The organism is Nocardiopsis sp. MT53, assembly GCF_019598965.1.
Classification (GTDB): Bacteria; Actinomycetota; Actinomycetes; order Streptosporangiales; family Streptosporangiaceae; genus Nocardiopsis; species Nocardiopsis changdeensis.
This window is the reverse complement of the sequence record NZ_CP080599.1, coordinates 4045075-4067391: the sequence shown is the minus strand read 5'-3', so window position 1 is coordinate 4067391 and position 22317 is coordinate 4045075. Positions and strand designations below refer to the sequence as shown.

The 22317-nt window shown below is 73.0% G+C and carries 18 protein-coding genes and 3 tRNA genes; 13 read left to right on the top strand and 8 right to left on the bottom strand.

What is annotated here, in order from left to right; all coding sequences use genetic code 11:
- Positions 1 to 47: 47 nt before the first annotated feature.
- Together K1J57_RS18160 and K1J57_RS18155 are read left to right on the top strand one after the other, a co-directional pair.
- Positions 48 to 809 (top strand): ABC transporter ATP-binding protein, encoded by a 762-nt coding sequence (locus tag K1J57_RS18160; RefSeq protein WP_255647198.1) that lies wholly within the window; start codon positions 48 to 50, stop codon positions 807 to 809.
- A complete protein-coding gene (locus tag K1J57_RS18155) occupies positions 794 to 2458 on the top strand; it encodes a hypothetical protein (RefSeq protein ID WP_220559748.1) in 1665 nt (554 codons plus the stop codon). Before K1J57_RS18160 ends, K1J57_RS18155 begins: the two co-directional genes overlap by 16 nt.
- A 37-nt stretch (positions 2459 to 2495) precedes the next feature.
- Here K1J57_RS18155 and K1J57_RS18150 read toward each other — a convergent pair whose 3' ends face one another.
- Positions 2496 to 3137, bottom strand: a complete 642-nt coding sequence (locus K1J57_RS18150; protein ID WP_220559747.1) for a TetR/AcrR family transcriptional regulator — start codon at positions 3135 to 3137, stop codon at positions 2496 to 2498.
- Between the two features lie 179 nt (positions 3138 to 3316).
- On the opposite strand from K1J57_RS18150, the gene K1J57_RS18145 reads away from it, so the two are divergent.
- Positions 3317 to 4492 (top strand): acyl-CoA dehydrogenase family protein, encoded by a 1176-nt coding sequence (locus tag K1J57_RS18145; RefSeq protein ID WP_220559746.1) that lies wholly within the window; start codon positions 3317 to 3319, stop codon positions 4490 to 4492.
- Positions 4493 to 4558: 66 nt separating this feature from the next.
- Here K1J57_RS18145 and K1J57_RS18140 read toward each other — a convergent pair whose 3' ends face one another.
- The 3 genes from K1J57_RS18140 to K1J57_RS18130 all read right to left on the bottom strand — a co-directional run bounded on the left by K1J57_RS18140 (position 4559) and on the right by K1J57_RS18130 (position 7053).
- Positions 4559 to 4933 carry an FKBP-type peptidyl-prolyl cis-trans isomerase gene (locus K1J57_RS18140; protein WP_220559745.1) on the bottom strand — a complete coding sequence of 125 codons (375 nt, stop codon included), beginning with the start codon at positions 4931 to 4933 and terminating at the stop codon, positions 4559 to 4561.
- 59 nt (positions 4934 to 4992) lie between these two features.
- Positions 4993 to 6183 (bottom strand): mannose-6-phosphate isomerase, class I, encoded by a 1191-nt coding sequence (gene manA / locus K1J57_RS18135; protein ID WP_220559743.1) that lies wholly within the window; start codon positions 6181 to 6183, stop codon positions 4993 to 4995.
- 318 nt (positions 6184 to 6501) lie between these two features.
- Positions 6502 to 7053, bottom strand: coding sequence for a TetR/AcrR family transcriptional regulator (locus K1J57_RS18130; protein WP_220559742.1), 552 nt, complete (start codon positions 7051 to 7053; stop codon positions 6502 to 6504).
- Positions 7054 to 7245: 192 nt separating this feature from the next.
- Here K1J57_RS18130 and K1J57_RS18125 point away from each other — a divergent pair, with 192 nt between their 5' ends.
- Complete coding sequence (locus tag K1J57_RS18125; protein ID WP_220559741.1) at positions 7246 to 8868, top strand: MFS transporter; 1623 nt, start codon at positions 7246 to 7248, stop codon at positions 8866 to 8868.
- A gap of 50 nt (positions 8869 to 8918) precedes the next feature.
- Here K1J57_RS18125 and K1J57_RS18120 read toward each other — a convergent pair whose 3' ends face one another.
- Positions 8919 to 10094, bottom strand: a complete 1176-nt coding sequence (locus K1J57_RS18120; RefSeq protein ID WP_220559740.1) for a molybdopterin molybdotransferase MoeA — start codon at positions 10092 to 10094, stop codon at positions 8919 to 8921.
- A 192-nt stretch (positions 10095 to 10286) separates the two neighbouring features.
- Here K1J57_RS18120 and K1J57_RS18115 point away from each other — a divergent pair.
- The 7 genes from K1J57_RS18115 (at position 10287) to K1J57_RS18085 (ending at position 17338) form a co-directional block, all read left to right on the top strand.
- Positions 10287 to 10359: transfer RNA gene (locus tag K1J57_RS18115), tRNA-Gly, on the top strand.
- A gap of 41 nt (positions 10360 to 10400) precedes the next feature.
- A tRNA-Cys gene (locus K1J57_RS18110) sits at positions 10401 to 10471 on the top strand.
- Between the two features lie 15 nt (positions 10472 to 10486).
- Positions 10487 to 10563 (top strand) — tRNA-Val (locus K1J57_RS18105).
- Between the two features lie 617 nt (positions 10564 to 11180).
- On the top strand, positions 11181 to 13046 hold the full coding sequence (locus K1J57_RS18100; protein WP_220559739.1) for an NAD(P)/FAD-dependent oxidoreductase: 1866 nt from the start codon (positions 11181 to 11183) through the stop codon (positions 13044 to 13046).
- Between the two features lie 26 nt (positions 13047 to 13072).
- On the top strand, positions 13073 to 14899 hold the full coding sequence (locus K1J57_RS18095) for a GMC oxidoreductase (RefSeq protein WP_220559738.1): 1827 nt from the start codon (positions 13073 to 13075) through the stop codon (positions 14897 to 14899).
- Between the two features lie 10 nt (positions 14900 to 14909).
- Positions 14910 to 15971: a TIM barrel protein gene (locus tag K1J57_RS18090; protein WP_220559737.1), complete on the top strand. Its 1062-nt coding sequence runs from the start codon at positions 14910 to 14912 to the stop codon at positions 15969 to 15971.
- Entirely contained in the window at positions 15971 to 17338 is a 1368-nt protein-coding gene (locus tag K1J57_RS18085; RefSeq protein WP_220559736.1) for a hypothetical protein, read from the top strand. Before K1J57_RS18090 ends, K1J57_RS18085 begins: the two co-directional genes overlap by 1 nt.
- A gap of 187 nt (positions 17339 to 17525) precedes the next feature.
- Here the strand turns inward: K1J57_RS18085 and K1J57_RS18080 are convergent, their stop codons facing one another.
- Both K1J57_RS18080 and K1J57_RS18075 read right to left on the bottom strand, forming a co-directional pair.
- Positions 17526 to 18209, bottom strand: coding sequence for a TetR/AcrR family transcriptional regulator (locus tag K1J57_RS18080; RefSeq protein ID WP_255646414.1), 684 nt, complete (start codon positions 18207 to 18209; stop codon positions 17526 to 17528).
- Positions 18210 to 18218: 9 nt separating this feature from the next.
- The gene (locus K1J57_RS18075; protein ID WP_255646413.1) at positions 18219 to 19433 is read right to left on the bottom strand and encodes a DUF418 domain-containing protein; all 1215 of its coding nucleotides are present in this window, start codon (positions 19431 to 19433) and stop codon (positions 18219 to 18221) included.
- Positions 19434 to 19538: 105 nt separating this feature from the next.
- Between K1J57_RS18075 and K1J57_RS18070 the strand changes: the two genes are divergently transcribed.
- Positions 19539 to 19868: a GNAT family N-acetyltransferase gene (locus K1J57_RS18070; protein WP_220559735.1), complete on the top strand. Its 330-nt coding sequence runs from the start codon at positions 19539 to 19541 to the stop codon at positions 19866 to 19868.
- Here the strand turns inward: K1J57_RS18070 and K1J57_RS18065 are convergent.
- The gene (locus K1J57_RS18065) at positions 19862 to 20446 is read right to left on the bottom strand and encodes a hypothetical protein (protein WP_255646412.1); all 585 of its coding nucleotides are present in this window, start codon (positions 20444 to 20446) and stop codon (positions 19862 to 19864) included. The genes K1J57_RS18070 and K1J57_RS18065 overlap by 7 nt on opposite strands.
- A gap of 201 nt (positions 20447 to 20647) precedes the next feature.
- On the opposite strand from K1J57_RS18065, the gene K1J57_RS18060 reads away from it, so the two are divergent.
- On the top strand, positions 20648 to 22135 hold the full coding sequence (locus tag K1J57_RS18060) for an MFS transporter (protein ID WP_220559733.1): 1488 nt from the start codon (positions 20648 to 20650) through the stop codon (positions 22133 to 22135).
- The last annotated feature ends 182 nt before the right edge of the window (positions 22136 to 22317 follow it).

Sequence of the window (22317 nt, the reverse complement as noted above, 5' to 3'; positions counted from 1 at the left end):
TGCCGAAGGACACCGGCCCGACGGGCGCCGGGCCCGCTGCCGAAGACGTGCCCGCCCTCGAACTGGTCGGGCTGACCAAGGCCTTCAACGGGACGACGGCCGCCGACGGGGTGTCCCTGTCCGTCCCCCGCGGGTCCCTGCTGGGGCTGGTGGGCCCCAACGGCGCGGGCAAGACCACCTCGATCTCCATGGCCGTCGGCCTGCTGCGCCCCGACGCGGGCACCGCCCGGGTGCTGGGCGTGGACATGTGGTCCGATCCGGTGGCCGCCAAGCGCCTGCTCGGCGTGCTCCCCGACGGCCTGTCCCTGCCCGAGCGGCTGACCGGCGGCGAGCTGCTCACCTACTGGGGAGGGCTGCGCGGGCTCGGCCGCGACCTGGTCCGCGAACGGGCGGAGGAGCTGCTGCGGGTGCTGGAGCTGGACGAGGCCGACCGCAAGGGGGTCCTGGTCGCGGAGTACTCCACCGGTATGCGCAAGAAGATCGGCCTGGCCACGGCCCTGCTGCACGCCCCCCGCGTCCTGGTGCTGGACGAGCCCTACGAGGCGGTCGACCCGGTGTCGGCGCGGGTGCTCACCGCGATCCTGCGCCGCTTCACCGACGGCGGCGGCACGGTGGTCGTCTCCAGCCACGTGATGGCCCTGGTGGAGCAGCTCGCCGACCGGGTGGCCATCATCGCCCGGGGCCGGATGCTGGCCGACGGGACCCTCGACGGGGTGCGCGGCTCGGACGCCACTCTGGAGGACACCTTCGTGCGCCTGGTCGGCGCACGCGGGATCGGTGAGGAGGAGCTGTCGTGGCTCTCGTCCTGATCCGCCTGAAGCTGGCGCTGATGCGCCGCTCCTTCACGGGCATGCGCGTCCTGGGCCTGGTCCTCGCCCTGCTGGGCACCGCCGCGACCTGGTACTTCGCCCTCGCCGTCCCGGCCCCTGGGATCCGGTCGGACCTGTTCGCCCTGGTCTTCGCCGTCTGGGCGGCGGGCTGGGCGCTGGGCCCCACGGTCGCCAACGGTGCGGGGACGCTGCGGTCGCAGTACTTCGCGCTGCTGCCGATGGACCGCCGCCGCACCGGCGCGCTGCTGCTGGTCACGGCCTTCGTGGACATCGGCCCCGCGCTGACCCTGGTCGCGGCCGCGGCCCTGGTGTGGCACGGCGCGACGCTGTCGGCGGGCGCGGCCCTGGTCGCGGTGCCCGCGGCGCTGCTGCTGTGGATCTCGCTGATCGCCCTGTCGCGCCTGGTGTTCCGGGCCCTGGGCGCGGCGATGCACTCGCGGCTCGGCGTCGAGATCGCCTCGGTGCAGTGGGGGCTGATCCTGGCCCTGCTCTTCTTCGGGTGGATGGCCGTGCAGCCGGCGCTGGCGGCGACCCTGGAGCTGCGCGAGCAAGGCCTGGGCGAGGGGACGGCGGGCGCGGTCCTGGCCGCGCTGCCCGCCTCCTGGCCGGTGCACGCGGTGGACGCGGCGGGGGCGGGCAACTGGGGCGCGGCCCTGGGGTGGCTGGCGGCCACGGCCCTGACCGCGCTGGTCCTGGCCTCGGTCACCGCGGTGCTGCTGGCCCCCCGGGTCGCGGCGCGCGGGGTGCGGCGCCGGGGGCGCCCCCTGGGCGCCCGGCCGCTGTCCCGCCCGGCCCGCGGCCTGCTGCCGGACACGCCGCTGGGCGCGGTGGTCGGCAAGGAGGTGCGCCAGTGGTGGCGCGACCCGTGGCGGGGCCTGGAGGTGCGCGCCGCGCTGTGGGCGGGCCTGTTCATCGGGCTCCTGAGCTGGTGGAGCGAGGTGTTCGCGTTCTTCGCACCGTTCTCCGGGGTGATCTGCGCGTTCATCATGGTGCTGGCCACGGCGAACATGTACGGGCACGACGGGACGGCGCTGTGGCAGGCGGTCGTGGGGCAGGGACGGGACACCGCCAGGGCGGACGTGCGCGGCCGGCAGATCGCCGTCCTGCTGCTGAGCGCTCCGGGTGCGCTGGTGCTGAGCGCGCTGTTCATCGTGTCGACCGGCGAGCACTGGACCTGGCCCTACGTGCTCACCGGGCTGGCGGCGGTGTTCGGGGTGGGGTCGGGCCTGTCCCTGCTGTTCTCGGTGGTGGCCCTGTCCCCCGGTGTGGACCCGCAGCTGCGGGTGGACGCCAACGACAGCGGCGACAACCAGGTCCAGGTGTGGCTGTCCCTGGCGGCGCTGCCGGTGCTGACCGCCCCGGCGGTGCTGGCGGCGGTGTTCCTGGGCCTGGCCGGGACGCCGTGGGCGGCGCTGCCGGTGGGGGCCGCCAACGGCCTGCTCGGGGCCTGGTGGCTGGGGCGGGTCGCGCACCGGCGGCTGGCGGCCCGTCTGCCGGAGACGTTCACCCGCATCCGCTACGGCAGGGAGGTCGCGCTCCGGTCGGTGCCGGAGCGGGGGTCCCTGCTGGACCGGCTGGAGCGGACGGCGATCTCCGGCAACGGGGAGACCCGGCCGCAGGGGTCGTGAACGCGGCGCCGGGCCGGGGCGCGGACGGCGCCCCGGCTCAGCGCCCGGGCTCGGTGCGGACCTTCTCGTAGAGGGTGTCGAGGCCGTCCAGGAACGACGACAGGGCCAGGTCGAAGCTGTCCTCGTCGATCTCGGCGGCGTGCTCGGCCAGCCGGTGGGCCTGGGACAGGTTGGGGTAGCGGTCGCGGTAGACGCGCACGTCGTCGTCGAAGCCGCGGGCGAAGGAGCCGGTGGCCGACCCCAGGACCAGGTACCGGGTGGAGGCGCCGATCATGGTGGCGTACCGGGGCGGCCAGCCCGCGCCCACCAGGCCGCCGTGGATGGCGTCGGCGCGGCGCAGCGCCTCCTCCCGGCGGCCGGGGCCCGCGGCGATCACCGGCAGCAGGTTGGGGTGGGCGACCAGGGCGCCGCGGTAGGAGCGCGCCCACGCGGTGAGGCCCCGGCGCCAGTCGCCGCTCTCGAACGCGGAGACCTCGATGTCCCGGGTGACCTCCTCCGCGATCGCGGTGAGCAGCTCCTCCTTGGTGCGGTAGTGGCTGTACAGGGAGGCGGCCCGCACGTCGAGCTCCTCGGCGAGCTTGCGCATGGACAGCCCGTCCAGCCCGTCCCGGTCGATGAGCGCGAGCGCGGCGCGGCGGATGGCCTCACGGCTCAGGATCGGTGTCTTGGGTCGGGCCACGGGCGTAGGTCCCCTCTGCGGTCTGCCGGCACCGGCCCCTACCGGTGTCCGGCCCGATCATCGCACGCCATCGGGCCGGCCGGGCCGTTCGCGGAAGGGCGGGCCCCCTCTTGCACCGGCGGCGGGGATCGTCGTACCCTCACATAACCGAACACTGTTAGGTTAATTGGGAGCAGGCCGTGATCGATTTCTCGTTGAGCGAAGAGCAGCGCGCCGTCCGCGACTGGGTCCGGACCTTCGTCGAGCGGGAGCTGATGCCGCTCGAGAACGACGTGCTGCGGCGCGAACGCGAGGGGCACCCCCCGGGCCTGAACCGGGAGGAGCGCACCAGACTGCGCGACCTCGCCCGCAAGTCCGACTTCTGGGGCGTGGAGACCCCGGTGGAGTACGGCGGCATGGGCCTGGACCCCGTCACGGCCGCGGTCATCGAGATGGAGCTGGGCCGGACCTTCCTGACCTTCAAGTTCGGCGGCGAGGCCGACAACATCCTCTACCACTGCAACGAGGAGCAGAAGGAGCGCTACCTGCTGCCCACCATCGCCGGCGAGAAGCGCTCCTGCTTCGCCATCACCGAGCCGGGCGCGGGATCGGACGCCAAGGCCATCCGCACCCGGGCCGTCCGCGAGGGCGACGAGTGGGTCATCAACGGCGAGAAGACCTTCATCACCGGCGGCTACGAGGCCGACTTCGCCATGGTCTTCGCGGTCACCGACCCCGAGAAGGGCGCCAACGGGGGCGTGACCTGCTTCCTGGTGGACCGCGACATGGGCTGGACCGCCGAGCCCATCGACACCATGGGCGAGCGCCGCCCGGCCGCGCTGGTCTTCCAGGACGTGCGCGTCCCGCACGAGAACATCCTCGGCGAGGAGGGCAGGGGCTTCGCACTGGCCATGCAGTGGATCGGCAAGGGCCGCTACCTGCTGCCCGCGCGCGCCGTCGGCAGCTGCGAGCGCCTGCTGACCATGGCCGTCGACTACTCCAAAACCCGGGAGACCTTCGGCGCGCCGATCGCCGACCGCCAGGCCATCCAGTGGATGATCGCCGACTCCCAGGTGGAGATCGAGGCGCTGCGCCTGCTCGTGCTGCACGCCGCCTGGCAGGTGGGCGAGGGCCGCGACTCGCGCCACGCGCAGTCCATCGCCAAGCTCTTCGGCGGCGTCAAGGCCAACGAGATCGTCGACCGCGTGCTCCAGATCCACGGCGGCATGGGGTACACGCGCGAGCTGCCCATCGAGCGGTTCTACCGCGACCTGCGCCTGCTGCGCATCTTCGAGGGCACCGACGAGATCCAGCGCCGCACGATCGCCCGCGACCTGCTCAAGGGCCACGTCAAGGTGGGCGCAACCCTGGGCTGACCGCGGGGACGGGGCCCGTGCCGCGCAGGCACGGGCCCTTCACGCGTGCTCCGCCGAAGGCGTGTCCTAGCGGACGCCGACCAGGTCGCAGACGAAGATCAGGGTCTCGTTCGGACCGATCGCGCCGCGTGCGCCGCGCTCGCCGTAGGCCAGGTGCGGCGGGATGACCAGCTTGCGGCGGCCGCCGACGCGCATGCCCAGGACGCCCTGGTCCCAGCCCGGGATGACCTGGCCCTTGCCGAGGGTGAAGCTCAGCGGGGCGCCGCGGTTCCAGCTGGCGTCGAACTCCTCGCCGTTGGAGAAGGCCACGCCCACGTAGTGCACGTCGACGGTGTTGCCGTGTCCGGCCTGCTGCCCCTCGCCGACCACGATGTCGGTGATCTGCAGGTCCGCCGGGGGCGGGCCTTCGATGGGGTCGATCTCCGGGCGCTCCAGAGCCATGGTGCTACCTCTTCTGTGACACAAGTGGACAGAGAGGGCCAGCGTATCGGTCCCGGGGCTCAGTCCAGCAGCGCGCCGACCGTGGCGGCGACGACGTGCCCCTGCCCCTCGATCTTGAGCGGCCCGCTGTCGGCCTGGACGAACACCGACTCGCCGCGGCGCAGCTCGATCCGGCGGCCGACCTCGGGGATCAGCTCGACCCGGCCGTTGAGGGCCAGCACCACGGCGGGCCCCTCCCCCGGCAGGTGGGCGGTGACCCGGCCCGGGCCGATCTCGTGCAGGGCGAACTCCGGCGCGGCCGGGCGGAACTGCCGCCGCCCGTCCTGGACGGTCGGCAGGGAGTACGGGATGGGCAGGACCGAGAAGTCGACCACGTCGAGCAGCTCGGCCGGGTCCACGTGCTTGCGGGTCAGCCCGGCCCGCAGCACGTTGTCGGAGCCCGCCATCACCTCCACGGCCGTGCCCTGGAGGTAGGCGTGCAGGTTGCCCGCGGGCAGGAAGAGGGCCTGGCCCGGCCACAGGGTGACCCGGTTGAGCAGCAGCGACGCCACCGCTCCGGGGTCGCCCGGGTAGCGGGCGGCCAGGTCGCCGATGATGCCGGCGTGGGCGCACCGGGGGCGGACCCGCTCCCACTCCTCCACGAAGCCGCCGATGAGCCGTTCGCGGTCGGCCTCGTCCAGGGTGAGCAGGCGGGTGAGCGCCGCCCGCAGCGCGGCGCGGTCGTCCTCCTGGGAGAGGTCCTCGCGCAGCAGGGCGGCCAGGTCGCAGGACAGGTCCAGCAGATCGCGGTGGGCGGCGGCCGGCTCCCGGAAGCCGCACAGGGCCTCGAAGGGCTCCAGGGCCAGCAGCAGTTCCGGCTTGTGGTGGGGGTCGCGGTAGTTGCGGTGCGGCGCGTCGACCGGGATGCCCCGGCCCTCCTCGGCGGTGAACCCGGCCCGGGCCCGGTCGGCGTTCGGGTGCACCTGGAGGGAGAGGGGCTCGTCGGCCGCCAGGACCTTGAGCAGGAACGGCAGGCGCACCCCGAACCGGTCGACGACCTCCGGGCCCAGGACCCGGTGGGGTTCGGCGGCGATGAGCGCGGGCAGCGGGAGCGGGCCCTGCTCGCACTGCGCGGTGCTGGGGGCGCCGTGGTGGGCGCCCAGCCACAGCTCCGCCTGCGGGGTGCCGTCCGGCTCCAGGCCCAGCAGCCGGGGGATGGCCGTGCGCGCCCCCCAGGCGTACGGTCGGACCTGGTTGGTGAGCCTGTGCATCCGCTCCCCGCTTTCCCGTCTGCGTGTTCTCACCCCGTGGACGCTCCGGCGAGGTGGGGCCAGTCTCGCGAACGGAGCGCCCCTGCGTCGACCCGGCACGCCCCACTTCCGCGGTGGTGCACGCGTCACCTCACGGTGTGAGCGGGCACCCGGCGGTCCCGGGACCCGGCGGCGGCAATGAAGTTACTGGGAAGTAAATCATGATCCCGGACACATGGACAGCACCGCCGTGTCACCGTCCGGCGAACAGCCGGGGGCCGGACGGGCGGAACGGCGGTGCGCCGGGCCCGCGCGGGGGGCCGGGGGCGCCCGGAGGGGTCAGCGTGCGCGGCGGACCCGGTCGGACTCGGCCGCCAGCCGGTCGATCACGGCCTGGAGCAGCGCGGGGTCGGCGGGGGGCAGGCCGACGATGTCCGACAGGTACAGCCCGTCCCCGGCGCGCAGGATGATCTCGGCCAGGACGGGGTCCTCCAGCTCCTCGTGGAGCAGGCGGCGCCAGCGGTCGAACAGGTCCTGGACGTGCGCGAAGGCCTCGGGGGGCATGTCGTCCTGGCCGCGCAGCGCGGCGATGATCGCCCAGTAGAGCTCGCGCTCCTCCGAGCTCTGCGGCAGCGAGGTGCGCAGGAAGACGCGGACCACGCCCTCCTCGCCCTCCACCGCCTCGCGGAACTCCTGCTCGGCCAGGACGGACAGGCGCTCGATGAGGCCGGTGAGCATGGCGGCCTTGGAGGGGAAGTGGTACAGCAGACCGCCCTTGGAGACCGAGGCGGCGCGGGCCACCGCCTCGAGCGTCACCGATGAGTAGCCCTCCCGGATGAGGATCTCCTGGAGGGCGTCGAGGATGCGGTCGCGGGTGTTGGAAGTGTTCACGATTGACACTGTACCGGCTGGACGGTACTGTACCGTCTGGACGGTTGAAGAATCCCCGAGGTGCGCCCCGCGCGCCGCACGGTCGACAGCGCTTCCCGTCCCCCACCTTCCGGCCCGGAGCCCGCCATCCCGCCGGAGCCGCGCCCGGCCGCTGCCGGGAACGCGGGAACAGCGAACACGTAACGAGGAGAGATGACTTCCGCCAAGGCCGGAAACGGACACGACCGCGCACGCAACGGCAGCCCCGCGCTGGCCGGTCCCCGCGAGTGGACCGCGCTGGCCGTCCTGGTCCTGCCCGTGATCCTGATCTCGGTCGACTCGACCGTGCTCGGCTTCGCCGTACCCGCACTGAGCGAACAGCTGTCGCCCACCGCGGGCCAGCTGCTGTGGATCGTCGACGTCTACGGCTTCATCCTGGCCGGGCTGCTGATCACCATGGGCTCGCTCGGCGACCGCATCGGCCGCCGCCGGCTGCTGATGATCGGCTCGGCCGCGTTCGGCGCCGCCTCGCTGCTGGCAGCCTTCGCACCGACGCCCGAGGTCCTCATCGCCGCCCGCGCCCTGCTGGGCGTCGCCGGCGCCTCGCTCATGCCCTCGACCCTGTCCCTGCTGCGCAACATCTTCCTGGACGCGCGCCAGCGGCTGCTGGCCATCGCCCTGTGGGCCTCCGGCTTCTCCGGCGGCGCCGCGCTGGGCCCGATCCTGGGCGGCTGGCTGCTGGAGCACTTCTTCTGGGGCTCGGTGTTCCTCATCAACCTGCCGGTGATGGCCCTGATCCTGGTCCTGGTGCCGCTGCTGGTGCGCGAGTCGAGCAACCCCGACGCGGGCCGCCTCGACCCGGTCAGCGTGGCCCTGTCCCTGGCCGCGATGCTGCCCGCCGTGTACGGCGTCAAGAAGCTCGCCACCGAGGGCCTGTCCGTGGTCCCCGTCGCCTCGCTGGCGATCGGCCTGATCCTGGGCTACGCCTTCGTGCGCAGGCAGAAGAAGCTGGACGACCCGCTCATCGATGTGGACCTGTTCCGCGACCACGTGTTCAGCGTGGCGGTGGTCACCAACCTGATGATCGTCTTCTCGCTGGTGTCGTCCCTGTTCTTCCTGACCCAGTACCTCCAGCTGGTGCTGGACATCTCGCCGATGCGGGCCGGGATCGTCCTGATCCCGGGTCTGACGCTGTCGGTCCTGGCCGGCCTCGTGGCGGTGCGGCTGTCGCGCCGGCTGAGCCTGGCCACCGTGATCGGCGGGGCCCTGCTGGTGACCGCCGCCGGGTTCGCGGTGCTGGTCATCGCGCCGGTGAACGACGTCACGCTCGGCGTGACGGCCGTGACCACCGGGTTCGCGCTGATCGCGACCGGCGCCGGGTTCGCCGAGACGCTCACCAACGGCGCCATCATGTCGGCGGCCCCGCCCGAGCGCGCCGGTGCGGCCTCGGCCATCTCCGAGACCGCCTACGAGCTGGGCGCGGCCCTGGGCGTCGCCGTGCTGGGCAGTGCGCTGACCGCGTTCTACCGCTCGCACCTGACCGGCCCCGAGGGCGTGCCCGCCGACGCGGTGGACTCCGCCCGCGAAACCCTGGGCGGCGCCGCGAACGCCGCCGCCGACCTGGGCGGGGCCTCCGGGGCGGCGCTGATGGAGGCCGCGCGCACCGCGTTCACCAGCGGCATGCACATGACCAGCGCGATCGCCGTGGCGATCGTGGTGGTGGCGGCGGTCCAGGCATGGCTGCTGCTGCGCGGCCTGGGCAACCCGGCGGTCGAGCAGCCCGAGCCGCCGGTGCTCGCCGAGCAGCACGGGCAGGAGCCGGCCGACCGGTCCTGACCCCGGCCCGGGAGGCCCCGCAGGGATGCCCTGCGGGGCCTCCCGCCTGTTCAGGGCAGGTGCAGCAGCTCGACCGCACCGCCGCTCCAACCGGGCGGCACCACGGCGTAGGCGTCGGCCAGGGCCGCGCCGCGCAGGCTGGCCGGACGGTCGTGGCCGACCGGGACGGCCCGGCCGCGCTCCAGGCGGACGGCGACCAGCCGGGTGTCACGGGGATGGGCGTCCACATCCCCGTCCAGCGGCACCGGATCCGGGTCGGCCGCGGGGTCGGGGCGCCCGGCCATCGCGCACAGCAGCGGAACGACCAGGGTGAGGGCCGCCACCAGGGCGGCCCCGGGGTTGCCGGGCAGGCCGACGACCGTTGTGCCCTCCCGGCGCGCCAGCAGCTGCGGGTGCCCGGGGCGGCAGGCCACCCCGTCCACCAGGACCTCCGCGCCCAGGTCGGCCAGCACGGAGCGCAGGTGGTCGGCGGGGCCCTTGGAGGAGGAGCCGCACACCACGAGCACGTCGGTGTCGGCGGCGGCGATCGCCTCCGCCAGCGCGCCTCGGTCGTCGTCCAGGTGGACCGTCCGCGCCACCCGGCCGCCCGCCCACGCCACCAGGCCGGGCAGCATCGGGCCGATGGCGTCGCGCACGAGGCCCTCGCCGGACAGGCCCGACGTGGTGACCTCGGCACCGGTGACCAGCACCCCGACCCGGGGTGCCAGCACCGGCAGGGTCTCGTGGCCCAGGGAGGCCGCCAGGCCCAGGACCGCCGGGCCCACGGCACGTCCCCGGGTGAGGACCGTCTCGCCCGGGGCGGTCTCCTCCCCCGTCCAGCGCACGTGCCGCCCCGCCCGCACCGGGCCCGAGACGCGGCCGCCGGAGCGTTCGGCCAGTTCGTAGGGCAGGACCGCCTCGGTCCCCTTGGGCACCCGCGCGCCGGTGGCGATCTCCACCGCCTCGCCGGGCGCCAGGCCCGCGGCGGCCACCGGGGCGCCCGCCAGGCCCGCCCCCACCAGCTTCCAGGGGCCGGGACCGGCCACCGCGAAGCCGTCCATGGCGGAGGCGTCGAACGCCGGGACCCCGGTCAGCGCGCGCACGTCCGCGCCCAGCACCGCGCCCAGCGCCTGCGCCAGCGGCACCTCGCGCACCGCGGCGGCCGCCCGCTCCCCCGCACCGCGCGCGCGGTCCCGGGCCGCCGGCCAGTCCAGCGGCCCCCCGCGGTCCGATCCGCACCCGCCCATGGCGTCGCCCTCCCGTCGTCAGCGGCCTGGCCACCATTGTCCACCCGGGGCTGTGACGGCGGCGTTTCCACCTCCTCCCAGCGTGTGGGCCGGGGCCCGCGCAAACCCGATTTGCCGTCTGACGACTTTCCGCTAAAGTTCTAACCAGCGACAGGGCAACGACCGAGGGAACGAGGCCGGGCCGGTCGACAAGCGGACGTGGCTCAGCTGGTAGAGCATCACCTTGCCAAGGTGAGGGTCGCGGGTTCGAATCCCGTCGTCCGCTCGGAGGAGACGCGCGGCCACCCCGGTGGCCGCGTGGAACTCGGTGGAGTGGCCGAGAGGCGAGGCAGCGGCCTGCAAAGCCGTCTACACGGGTTCGAATCCCGTCTCCACCTCACATCGCTTCACGCGGGCGGTTAGCTCAGTTGGTTAGAGCGCTACCTTGACACGGTAGAGGTCACAGGTTCGAATCCTGTATCGCCCACCAGTACGCAGCGGGCCGGAGGACACCTCCGGCCCGTTCGTCATGTGGGGGCCGTGACCGGGCCGGCCGCCCCGGGTTCCCGGGGCCCGCGAACGCTCGGAAACGGCCGTCCAGGGCACGGCGCCCGTACGCATCACGGGTGCCGGCGGACAGGTCCCCTGTTTTCGGAGAGCACGTAAGACGCACGTTCTTCGTTCGCGTCCCGGCAGGCCGGCGCGCGGGAGGCCCCGCACCCTCCCCCGGCCCCCGCACGCGGCGACCCGCGTCGAATGCCCCTCTTTGCCCTGCCATGTCAGGCCGATCTCTCTTCCCAGAGGTCGATCCCCCACCCCCGCCCCCACCGGACCATCTGGCAACGAAACCCTTTGCACCTTATGCCTAATTCTCCCTTTGGGTTCACATTAGGGCTTCTCTGCGACTGAGGATTCCGCTGTTTTAGAAGAAGAATCTCCACTCCTTTTTTTGGCCCACCCGAAAAGCGAGATATTTTTTTCTTCGGCGACACTTTCCGCTTTTTCGCTGTTACGGTTTCATCAAATGCCCGGCGCCCGGGCCCACCGGCAAATCCCGCGTCCCATTCCCGTGGAACCGCCCTCTCCGCAGCATGGACGGTGTGACCGTTGTCCGAAGAGAAACTCGTGGTCGTCCTCTCCGACCCCGACCGGCAGCGCCTGGGAGCACTCCGGGAAACGCTCGACGACCGGCTCGGGAACGACGCCCGCCTCATCACGACCCCTGACCTGGACCGGGCGCGCGAAGCGCTCCGCGCCCTGCCCTCCGAAGCCTCCGCTGAACCGCCACAGGTGGTCGTCGTCGCCGATGAGGACGCGGTGGCCGGCGAGACCGGGCGGACCGCGCTGAGCGCCCTCGGCGACGCCCCGGACGAGGCCGGCGTGGCCGAGACCCTCCTGCTCACCGCACGGCCCCCGGCACCGGACGGCATCGGGGACGTGACACCGGAGTACCTCGCCGCGCTCCGGGACGAGCCCGTGGCCCTGCTCCACCGCCCCTCCGAGACGGAGGACCTCGCCCTCCGCCTCACGCGCAGGCTCCTGCCCGAACCCGTGCCGGAGTACCCCCTGGTCGTGGTCTTCGGGGACCGGCTCAGTCCCCGCGCGCACCGCACCAAGCGGTTCCTGGCGCTCAACCGGATCAACCACCTCGCATTCCCGAGCGGCACCCCGACGGACGAGATCCGGGTCCTCATCGAATGGGGGTCCGGACACCACACGGTGCACGCCGACCCCTCGCTCACCACGCTGGCGAAGGAGCTGGGGCTCTTCCAGAGGGGCGGGGAGGGCCAGCGGTTCGACCTGGTCGTCACGGGCGGCGGCCCGGCGGGGCTCGCGGGGGCGGTGAGCTCCGCGGCCATGGGGTTCAGCACCCTCGTCCTGGAGGACGACGCGCCCGGCGGCCAGGCCGGGACCGGCATCAACCGCATCGAGAACTACCTGGGCTTCCCCGGCGGCATCTCCGCCCCGAGCCTGATCCGGCGCGCCCTGTCCCAGGTCGTGCGGTCCCGGTACACCTACTGGATGCCCACGGTCACCGCCACCGCGCTCGAGCGCGAGATCCTCACGGTGGACCTCGGGCAGGGAAACGTCCGGCTCAAGAGGTACCGGGTCCATTGGCGCGACCAGGACGGCGCCACCGGCACCTACTCGGCGGGCATGGTGCTGCCGGCCTGCGGGCGCAGGCCGCGCCGTATCGGCGCTCAGGACGAGGAGAAGTACGTCGACCGGGGCCTGTACTACGACGCGCTCCCCGGGGACGCCGACCTCCTCCGGCCCGGCCCCGGCGGCGCCCGGAAGAAGGTCGTCATCGTCGGCGGGGGCGACACCGCGGAGCGCGCGGCCGTCCTCTTCAGCGCGGTCGCCGACGTGATCCTGGTCGTCCGGTCGGACCTGAGCATGGGCGGCCCCCTCCGGGAGGAGGTGGAAGCGCTCGCCACGGAGAAAAAGGTCACCCTGTACAAGGAATGGACCGTTCGGGAATTCGTCGCCGGGGAAATCCGGCCCTTCTCCCACGTGGTCATCCGCCCCACACGGTCGGCCACTCCGACAAAGGCGATCCCGGCGGACTTCGTCTTCGCGCTCATCGGCGGTGTGCCCGCCACCGAATGGCTCCGCCCGCCCGATGGCCGGAACCCGAACGCGGCCCGTGTGGCCCGGGACGGGAACGGCTTCGTCCTCACGGAACAGATCCCCTGGCCCTATCCCCGCAAGTACAAGCCGAACGGTGAGGAGGACCCCGACACCGAGAACCAGAAACCGAAGGTCCTGGCCTTCCAGACCACCGAGGAGGGCCTGTTCGCGGCCGACGACGTGCGCGCCGCGTCGGTCCAGCGGATCGCGCAGGCCGCCGGTGAGGGGGCCGCGGCCACGGTGAGCATGGACGCCCACCTCAGGCGCGGGGACAACGCCGGCCTGGTCCTCGGCGACACCGTCAGCAAGGCCTACAGGTACTACCGGCGCGCCGGAAAATGACGACGGAGCACCAAGAGGAGAACACAGTGGCGGAGAAACTCACTCCGAACGTCCTCGTCGTGGGCACGGGCCCCATCGGGGCACTGTTCGCCCGCGACCTGCACGCCCAGGGCAAGAACGTGCTGATGGTGGACGCCGGTCCCCAGACGGCCGGACGCTACGGGGAGCACCAGAAGAACTCCTTCCTCTACCAGCGCAACATCGACGAGTTCGTCAACGTCATCAAGGGACACCTCCACCCCCTGTCGGTGTCCACCCGAAGCGACATCCCGACGACCCTGGACCCCTCCTCCTACCGCTACGACACGGAGGAGTACGCGGGTTTCGTGCTCAACAACCAGAACCCGTACCAGAGGGAGGAGGACAACCTCGGCGCCTACGCCGCCACCTACGCGGTCGGCGGGATGGCCACCCACTGGACCTGTGCGATGCCCGAGTTCGACAAGGCCCTGGAACGCACCTGGGTGGACGAGAACGGCAACGAGATCGGTTACCCGCTCGGCGACCAGGACCTCAACGGCGGTTACGCGCACTCGGCCGAGGTGCTCAAGCGCACCACCGAGGCCTACCGGCACTCGGCCCGGCACCAGCTGGTGAAGAAGGTCCTCAACCAGGACGCCGGCTTCCAGGTCTCGGAGCTGCCCCTCGCGGTGCAGCGGCGCACGGACGAGAACGAACACGGCCACCGGGAGTTCGTCACCTGGAGCGCGGCCGACACCGTGCTGGGAGGGCTCGCCGACCCCGCGTGGAAGAAGGGGAACGGCGAGGCCGAGTTCACGCTCCGGGCCGAGTGGCAGGCCACCCGGATCGAACTGGAGGGGGGCTCGGACTCCGCGCCGGCGAAGGTCAAGCGCGTCCACCTGCGCAACCTGCGTGATCTCGGCAAGACCGCCGAGGTCGAGGCCGGGGCCTACGTGATCGCCTGCGGCCCGGTCCTCACCGCCCAGCTGCTGTACGCCTCCGAACTCGACGAGAAGCTCAACCTGCCCATCGGCAAGTACATGACCGAGCAGCCCATGGCCTTCTGCCAGGTGGTGCTCCGGCAGGAGCACCTGGACGGCCTGGAAAGGCACCTGGACGAGGTCACCGGGGACAAGGACAGGCCGCTCGCGCAGCAGGCGAAGGCCCGGGTCGCGGCCTACCGCGCCGCCCAGCGCAAGGTCCTCAAGGAGAACCAGAAGAACTTCCGCAAGGCCCCGGCCGACCCCATCCCGTTCCCCAAGGACGAGCCGGAGCCGAACCTGTACATCCCGGCCTCGACCGCGCGCCCCTGGCACTGCCAGATCCACCGCGACGCGTTCAGCTACGGGGCGGTCCCGCCCAACATCGACACCCGGCTCATCGTCGACCTGCGCTGGTTCGGCCTGTCCCGGCCCCGGGCGGCCAACCGGGTGGAGTTCAGCGAGCGCTACCGCGAGAACGGCGTGCTGAAGTTCCGCAACGTCGACTCCTTCGACATGCCCCAGCCCACCTTCCACTTCCAGCTCACGGAGGAGGAGCGGCACACGGCCGGGATGATGATGGCCGACATGATCAAGGTCGCCTCCCACCTGGGCGGTTTCATGCCCGGGTCGGAGCCCCAGTTCCTGGTTCCGGGGCTGCCGCTGCACGTGGCGGGGACCACGCGAATGGGCAGCGACCCCGCCAACGACGGCAGGGCCCACGTGACGGAGGAGCGCGACCACGTGGTCACGCCCCGGTCGAGGGTGTGCGGGACCTCGAACCTCTGGCTGGGCGGCAACGGCCTGCACCCGTTCGGCAACGCGGGCAACCCCACGCACACGAGCATGGCCATGGCGCACGTGGCCGTCCAGGACGTGCTCAGCGTCCTCAACGCCGGCACGCAGAGCTGAAGGGGGCGTCATGGCAGAGAGCAACACGGACAGGAGCATCCTCACGGGTGTGCGGATCGGGATCACGCCCACCGGATGGCGCAACGCCGACTTCCCGGACCTGACCGCGGACGCGAACGGAACGCAGTACTACACGGCCCAGGAGTGCCTGAAGGAGATCATCGCGACCGGGTTCACCGGGTGCAGCGACGACCGGGACTTCCCGAAGGACGCCGCCGACTGGAAGGCGTTCCTGACGGCGGCCGGGCTGCCGAGCGGCCGGGAGTTCCACGTCACGGAGCCCTGGATCAGCACCTGGTTCACCACGGCCGGAGGCCACCGGCGCACGCTGGACTTCTACGAGGCGAACAAGGGGCAGTGGTCGGCCCGCGGGGTGCAGAACATCGGGGCCGCCGAGTTCGGCAACGCCGTGCACCTGCGGCCGCACGTGCCCCTCAAACAGCGAAACCGGTTCTCCGACCAGCAGTGGAACGCCCTCGTGGAGGGCCTCAACGAGCTGGGGAGGCGGGCCGCCGCCGACGGGTTCCGCCTGTGCTACCACCCCCACATGGGGACCGGCGTGCAGACCCAGCCCGAGATGGACCGCCTGATGGCGGGCACCGACGCCGCGTACGTCCACCTGCTCCTGGACACCGGCCACCTCACCTGGGCGGGCGGCGACCCCGTGGCCGCCGTGCACCGGCACGGTGAGCGGATCAAGCACATCCACCTGAAGGACCTGAGGCCGGACAGGTTCGCGGGTCTGGACCTGGCGAAGACCTCCTTCAAGGACGGGGTGAAGGCCGGGATCTTCACCGTCCCCGGCTCCGACGGGAAGTGGACGGTGCCCTTCGACAAGGTGCTGAAGGCCCTGGACGACGTCGACTACGCGCGCGAGGACCGCTGGAAGAAGACCGGCCAGGCGCCGGACCCGCAGAAGAAGTGGCGCAAGTGGCTCGTGGTGGAGGCCGAGCAGCCCACCTTCGCGGACTTCCACCACGGGAAGACGCCCAAGGACTACGCGGTCGACGCCTACCGGACCGTCAACAGCCTGCTCGGGGGCGCGAAGCCCTCCCCGAAGGGGGGATCGTGATGACGGCCCACGCGCGGCCCGCCTTCACCCCGGAGACCATCGCCTCCGACACCGGGGACGGCTACTGGGTCCACCGGACCGGGGCGGGGCTGGTGACCTCCGGGCTGACGAGGCAGAAGGTGGAGAGGTACGGGCACTCCAACGGCTCCTGGACCCGGAGCGACGTCTTCGACTTCGGCACCGGGGGACTGAACAAGCCGGTGGCGCTGGACCACGCCCGCCTCGGCACCGGCCCCCACCCGGACCTCGTCGTCTGCCACAACTACGGCCAGTGCATGTTCGGCTGCGGGAACGACGACGGGAAGATCTCCTGGCTCAAGCCGGACGCGAACGGGGCGTACACGCGGAAGGAGGTGGCCTCGCTGGTGGCGACCCACCGGGTGCGCCTGGGCGGATTCACCAGGGACCCGGCACAGGGCCTCCAGTTGGCGGCGTTCCCCGTCGTGGGCAGGGCCGCGCCGGGGACGCCGGAGGCCGAGAAGGGGGAGAAGGGGTTCCTCACGCCCTACAGCCCGGTCCTCTACGACATCCCGGCGGACCCCGCCGGGGAGTGGAGGCCCGCGTCGGCCCCCGGCCTGGACCGGCTGAAGTTCCGGATCATCCACGCGGTCGTCGCCGGGCGCTTCCCCGGCACGCCGCGGCCCGACCTCCAGTCGTTCGTCGTCGCCTCCCACAGCGGCCTGGACTGGATCGGGCCGGGGCGGGACGGCGTCTGGATCCGCAGGCACATCGGCGACGGGGTCCCTCCGCGCGCGTCACAGGAGATCGGCAGGCCGCCGAACTACAAGGAGACCCCCCTGTTCGGCGGGAGCGGCAACGTCGCCGTCGGGCGGATCGGAGGACAGGCCGCCTCCTGCATCGTCACGGTGGAGCCCTTCCACGGCAACACCGTCGCGGTCTACACCCGCCCCTGGGGGACGGGGAGCCCGTTCGAGCGGCCGTGGGAGCGCCGGGTGGTGAAGGTCTTCCCCCAGCCGATCGAATCCGATGAGGAGGGGCCGAAGAAGTCGTACGACGCGGTCGGGCACCACGTCGTGGCCGCGGACTTCGACGGGGACGGCGACGACGAGTTCCTCATCGCCATGCGCGGACCGCAGAACAGCGATCCGAACGAACCCACGCAGGGCGTCCTCTACCTGAAGGCGGACTCCACCGGCCGCGTGGTCGTGCGCGAGTGGGTGAGCGGGGACTCCACCGCCCACATCGCCGTGCTCGACGCGAACGGCGACGGCAGGCTGGACTTCGCCACCACCTCCTACCACACGGTCGGCTACTACAAGAGCAGGAAGACCGAGGTCCGGCTCTTCCGCAACACCTTCGCCCGGCCGGTGGCCGATCCCGTCATCCCGTCCAGCGCCGACGGTTGACATACCGTCCACCGCCGCACGCGCCGCGCGGTGCCCGCCGCGGCAGTGGGGGGCACCGCGCGGAGCCGGGTGCCGGCCCGGGGGGAGGGAGCGGAGCGTCCGCCCCTCCCCCGCACGGTGTGTCGGGACGCGCGGCCCGGCACCGCCCCGGGGCGGCCGCGGGCGGGATCCGGGCCGGCGGAGCCGGTCAGGGGCCCTCCCCGGCCTTCCCGTGTTCCTCGGCGATGGCGCGGAAGCCGGTGATCAGGCAGCGCAGGCCGAACTCGAACTGGCCCTCGTGGGAGGTGAGGGCGCCGCCCTCCACGGCGCGCTGGAGGGCGAGGGCGCCGGAGTAGGCCTCCCCGACCTCGGCGGCCAACTCCGGGGCCGCGACGCGCTCGTCCTCTCCGGACTGGGCGTCGCTGGTGGCCGCCCCGCAGACGTAGGCGTCCAGGGCCTCGATGATGTCGAGCTTGACCTGTTCGGGCAGGCCGGTGCCGTCGAACACCCGCAGCGCCGAGTCCAGCCAGGTGATCAGGGCCGGGCCGACGCCGCGGGCGGACCGGCGCAGATCCAGGATCCACGGCCGCTCGCGGAAGGCGGCCAGGTCCCGCCGGGCCCACTCCTCCAGCTGGTGCCACCACGGCCCCGGCTGTTCGTGCGGGAGCGCGTCGCGGGCCACCACCGCGTCCAGGATGAGGGTCTCCAGCGCCGTCCGGTTGGCGACGTAGGTGTACAGGGTGCCCGGGGCCACGTCGAGGCGTTCGGCGAGGCGGCGCATGGACAGGGCGGGCAGCCCGTCGGCCTCGATGACCGCGATCGCCTCGTCGACGATGCGCTCTCGGGTCAGGCTGCGGCGCGGGCCGCGGCGGGGTGGGGATGTCGACGGCACCGGCCCAATCTAGCGCGCCGCCTCCGTCCGGCGGCGCGCCGCGCGGGCGCCGAGTCCACGCAGCAGCACCTCGAACGGTCCGCGCATCCCCTTCTTCTCCATGAGGGCGGCCACGACGACGGTGAGCAGCCACAGGCAGAACGCGAACAGGGCGGCGGTCGCCTCGGTCAGGTGCGCCGCCAGGCCCAGCCCCCACAGCGAGAGCACGGGGGCCATGACCATCGAGTGGGCGAGGTAGCCGCTCAGGGACCTCTTGCCCAGGGCCGCCACGGCGGCGACCGGCCGGGGCGTGCGGCCTCCCCGCGTGAGACGCCCGGCGGCGAGCACGAACAGGGCCGCGTACCCCAGCCCGCCGGCGAGCCCTGAGGTCCAGGCCAGCAGGAACAGCGCCGCCTCCGCGGCCTCCGACGCCGGGGTGAACACGCCCGCGTACGCCAGCGCCGAGGGGAGCGACCCCGCCAGCCCGAGGCCCACCCCGACGGCGGCCGTCGTGGTGATGAGGCGGCGGTGCCGGTGCGGCTCCTCCAGGATCCGCCTCCGGGCCGTCCACATGCCGATGAGGATCGCGGTGGGCATCACGACCCCGAGCCCGTTGGCGAACACCATCAGGAAGACCCAGCCCCACAGGCGGGTGACCACGGACTCCAGGTAGTCGGTGGTGCCGGAGCCGTTGAGGCTCAGCTCCTGCGCGCTCGGTTCGAGCGCCGGCGCCGCCCCGGTGGACGGCAGGACCACCGAGGCGGCCAGGACGGCCGCCGACACGAGCAGGACCGCGGCGAGCAGGCCCGCTCCGGTGAGGATCGCGGCCCTGAGCCGGCGTTCGCCGCGGCCGAGGAACACCGCGCACAGGATCAGGCCGATGACGCCGTAGTCGCCCAGGACCTCGCTGCCCATGAGCAGCGCCGCGTGCGCGAGGCCGAAGACGACGAGCCACCGGTTGCGCGAGCGGATGACGGCCCGCGCCGCGTCCTCCCCCAGTTCGGCGGACCTGGCCTGGTAGGCCCGGACCAGCCCGTAGCCGACGAGGAAGGCGAACAGCGGGTACACGCGGACGTCGAGGAGGGCGATCATCGCGAAGCGGACGACCTGGTCGGCCACCGGGGTCGCCGAGGTCCCGCCTTCGACGGCGGCGACCCCGTGGAAGAAGATCGCGGTGTTGGACAGCACGATGAGCAGGAGCATCCCGCCCCGGGCGAAGTCGGGTGCCAGCAGTCGTCCGTTCATCGGCGCCTTCCTCTCTGAACGGCGTTCAATAATTGAACGGTGTTCAAGATTCTAGGCCGCGCGCCGTACCGGCACAAGGGGGCCGGGCGGGGGCATGATGGGCCCATGGCGGACGGCAGGGCCACTGTGGCCGAAGCAGCGGACCGGTACACGATCAGCGTCGACGGGGAGGTCGTGGGGTTCACGAAGTTCGTGGACGCCGACGACCGGCGGCGCGTCTTCTTCCACACCGAGATCGACGAGCGCTTCTCCGGGCGCGGTCTGGCCGGCACGCTGGTCGCCGAGGCCCTGGCGGAGACCCGCTCCCTGGGCCTGGGCATCGTGCCCGTCTGCCCCTACGTCGCCAGGTACGTCGAGCGCCACCACGAATTCGACGACGCCCTGCTCGAGGTGACGCCCGACGACCTGGAGCTCGTGCGCGCCCTGCCTCAGTGAGCCGGACCCCCGGCCGCCGTCCGGCCGCGGAGGGTCCGCCCCCAGGGCTTGACGACCGAGATCGCGATGGCGAACGCGACCGCCGTGGAGGAGACCACCGGCGGGAAGAGCATCCCGGGGTCGAAGGCCAGGTCGCCTCCGGAGGCCAGCGCCGCCCGCCCCTCCCCGGCCAGCGCCCCGACCTGCGGGGAGAGCGCGACGACCACCAGGAACACCAGGACCACGTTGAGCACCAGCTTGACCAGCACCCATCTGTAGCGCACGAGTCCGTACCTGCTCCCCAGGCCCAGCACCACACCGCTGGCCAGGGTGAGGACGCCGACCGCGACCATGGGCCAGGTGGCGAACGCCGCCACCGCCACCGCCAGGGCCGCCCCGTCGCCGCCCAGCAGCGCGGTGGCCACCAGGATCCCCAGGACCAGGTCGAGCCCGAGCCACGCGCCCGAGGCGGCGATGTGGACGATGAGGACGGCCTTGCGAGTGCGGGGCCCGAGCCTGCCCGCGCGCCGCCGCGGCGCCCGCCGCGACCGCTCCCGTCCGCCCGGCCGCGCCTTCTCCGTGGTCCCCGCCGTGTCCATGGCCCCTCCGCTCCTCGCCCGTGCGGCCAGTATCCGCGGGGGGCGGCGACACGGCGTACAGCGTGCGACGTATCAGCGCGTACGCGATTCCGCGGGGGGTCCGGGTGATCCGCGCCACGTTCGACCGCCGGGGTGTCCATCGGGTTGAACGGTGTTTACCCTGGCGGTGAACGCCTGTTCACCCCCCTCCCCGGAGGCCCCATGTCGTCCGCACCGCGGATGCCCGTCCGGCTCACCACCGGTGTCCTCACCCTCTGCGGCATGATCGTCTCCCTCCAGCAGACCCTGGTCATACCGCTGCTCCCCGACCTGCCCCGGATCCTGGGCGTCTCCGCCGACGACGCCTCCTGGCTGGTCACCGCCACCCTGCTGACCGGCGCCGTGGCCACCCCGATCGTCGCCCGCATGGCCGACATGTACGGCAAGCGCCGCATGCTGCTGGTCTCGCTCGCGGTGATGACGGCCGGGTCCCTCATCGCCGCCGTCGGCGGGGGCTTCTTGCCGCTCCTGGTGGGGCGCGCCATGCAGGGGTTCGGGACCGCCCTGATCCCGGTGGGCATCAGCATCATGCGCGACCAGCTGCCCCGGGAGAGGCTGGCCGGGGGCATCGCCCTGATGAGCGCGACCCTGGGCATCGGGGGCGCGCTGGGGCTCCCGCTGTCGGGGGTGCTCTACGGCGCGTTCGGATGGACGTCCCTGTTCTGGTCCACCGCGGCCGTCGGCGCCGTGCTCACCGTGCTCATCCGGCTGGCGGTCGCCGAGTCGCCGCAGCGCTCCCCGGGCCGTTTCGACGTCCTGGGCGCCCTGGTGCTGTCCGTCGTCCTGGTCGGCCTGCTCCTGGTGCTGTCCAAGGGCGCCGCCTGGGGCTGGGGCGGACCGCGCGTGCTCGTCCTGACCGGGGTGTCGCTGCTGTTCCTGGCCCTGTGGATCCCGCTCCAGCTCAGGACCCGCGCCCCCATGGTCGACCTGCGCACGGCGGTGCTGCCGCCGGTGCTGCTGACCAACGTCGCGTCGTACTTCACCGGGTTCGCGATGTTCCTCAACGGCCTCGTCCTCACCCAGGAGCTCCAGGTCCCGGCGGAGACCGGGTACGGCCTGGCACTGCCGGTGGTCACCGCGGGGCTCCTCATGGTGCCGAGCGGGCTGATGATGCTGGTGTTCTCCCCCGTGGCCGGCCGCATGCTCGACCGCTGGGGAGGCAAGCCGACCCTGCTGTTCGGGCTGGCCGTCATGGGGCTGACCTACCTGGGCCGGGTCCTGGCCCCCGGCTCCCTGGCCAACGCGGTCCTGGGGAGCACCCTGGTCAGCGTGGGCACGGCCGTCTCCTTCGCGGCCATGCCCGTCCTCATCATGGGCGCGGTGCCCCGCGACGCGACCGCCTCCGCCAACGGGATCAACTCCCTGGTCCGCTCCCTGGGCACCTCCTCGGCCAGCGCGGTGCTCGCCCTGCTGTTCGCCTCGCTGACGGTCACCGTGGACGGCGTGCCCTACCCGTCGGGCGCGGGCATGGACGCCGCGCTGTGGGCGGGGGTGGCGGCCTGCGCCGCGGGCACCGTCGTCGGGCTGTTCATCCCGGTGCGAGGGCGCGGGGCGGACCCCGGCCGGGAACCCGCCGCGGAACCCGGGGAGGCCCCGGCCCCCGGCCCGGCCGACCGGGACCGCCGGCCCCGGGAGTCCACCGGGACCTGACACCGGGCCCGGAACCGGCGGCCGCGGGGCGTCCGCCGCCCGGGCGGGCGGTCCCTCCGGAAGGCGGACCCTGTTCCGGCGCGCGGGAACCCCCGGTCGGCGCGGCCCGTATCATCGGCGACACCGCCCCAGGGCGCAGGACCTGCCGCCGCACCGGACCCGGGACACGGCCCGCCGGGTCC

Excerpts from the sequence above, each read along its gene's own strand:
- K1J57_RS18140 (WP_220559745.1), bottom strand. The coding sequence starts at position 4,933 with ATGGCTCTGGAGCGCCCGGAGATCGACCCCATCGAAGGCCCGCCCCCG.
- K1J57_RS18125 (WP_220559741.1), top strand. The coding sequence starts at position 7,246 with ATGACTTCCGCCAAGGCCGGAAACGGACACGACCGCGCACGCAACGGC.
- K1J57_RS18120 (WP_220559740.1), bottom strand. The coding sequence starts at position 10,094 with ATGGGCGGGTGCGGATCGGACCGCGGGGGGCCGCTGGACTGGCCGGCG.
- K1J57_RS18090 (WP_220559737.1), top strand. The coding sequence starts at position 14,910 with ATGGCAGAGAGCAACACGGACAGGAGCATCCTCACGGGTGTGCGGATC.
- K1J57_RS18065 (WP_255646412.1), bottom strand. The coding sequence starts at position 20,446 with ATGGACACGGCGGGGACCACGGAGAAGGCGCGGCCGGGCGGACGGGAG.
- manA (WP_220559743.1), bottom strand. The coding sequence starts at position 6,183 with ATGCACAGGCTCACCAACCAGGTCCGACCGTACGCCTGGGGGGCGCGC.
- K1J57_RS18070 (WP_220559735.1), top strand. The coding sequence starts at position 19,539 with ATGGCGGACGGCAGGGCCACTGTGGCCGAAGCAGCGGACCGGTACACG.
- K1J57_RS18060 (WP_220559733.1), top strand. The coding sequence starts at position 20,648 with ATGTCGTCCGCACCGCGGATGCCCGTCCGGCTCACCACCGGTGTCCTC.
- K1J57_RS18085 (WP_220559736.1), top strand. The coding sequence starts at position 15,971 with ATGACGGCCCACGCGCGGCCCGCCTTCACCCCGGAGACCATCGCCTCC.
- K1J57_RS18075 (WP_255646413.1), bottom strand. The coding sequence starts at position 19,433 with ATGAACGGACGACTGCTGGCACCCGACTTCGCCCGGGGCGGGATGCTC.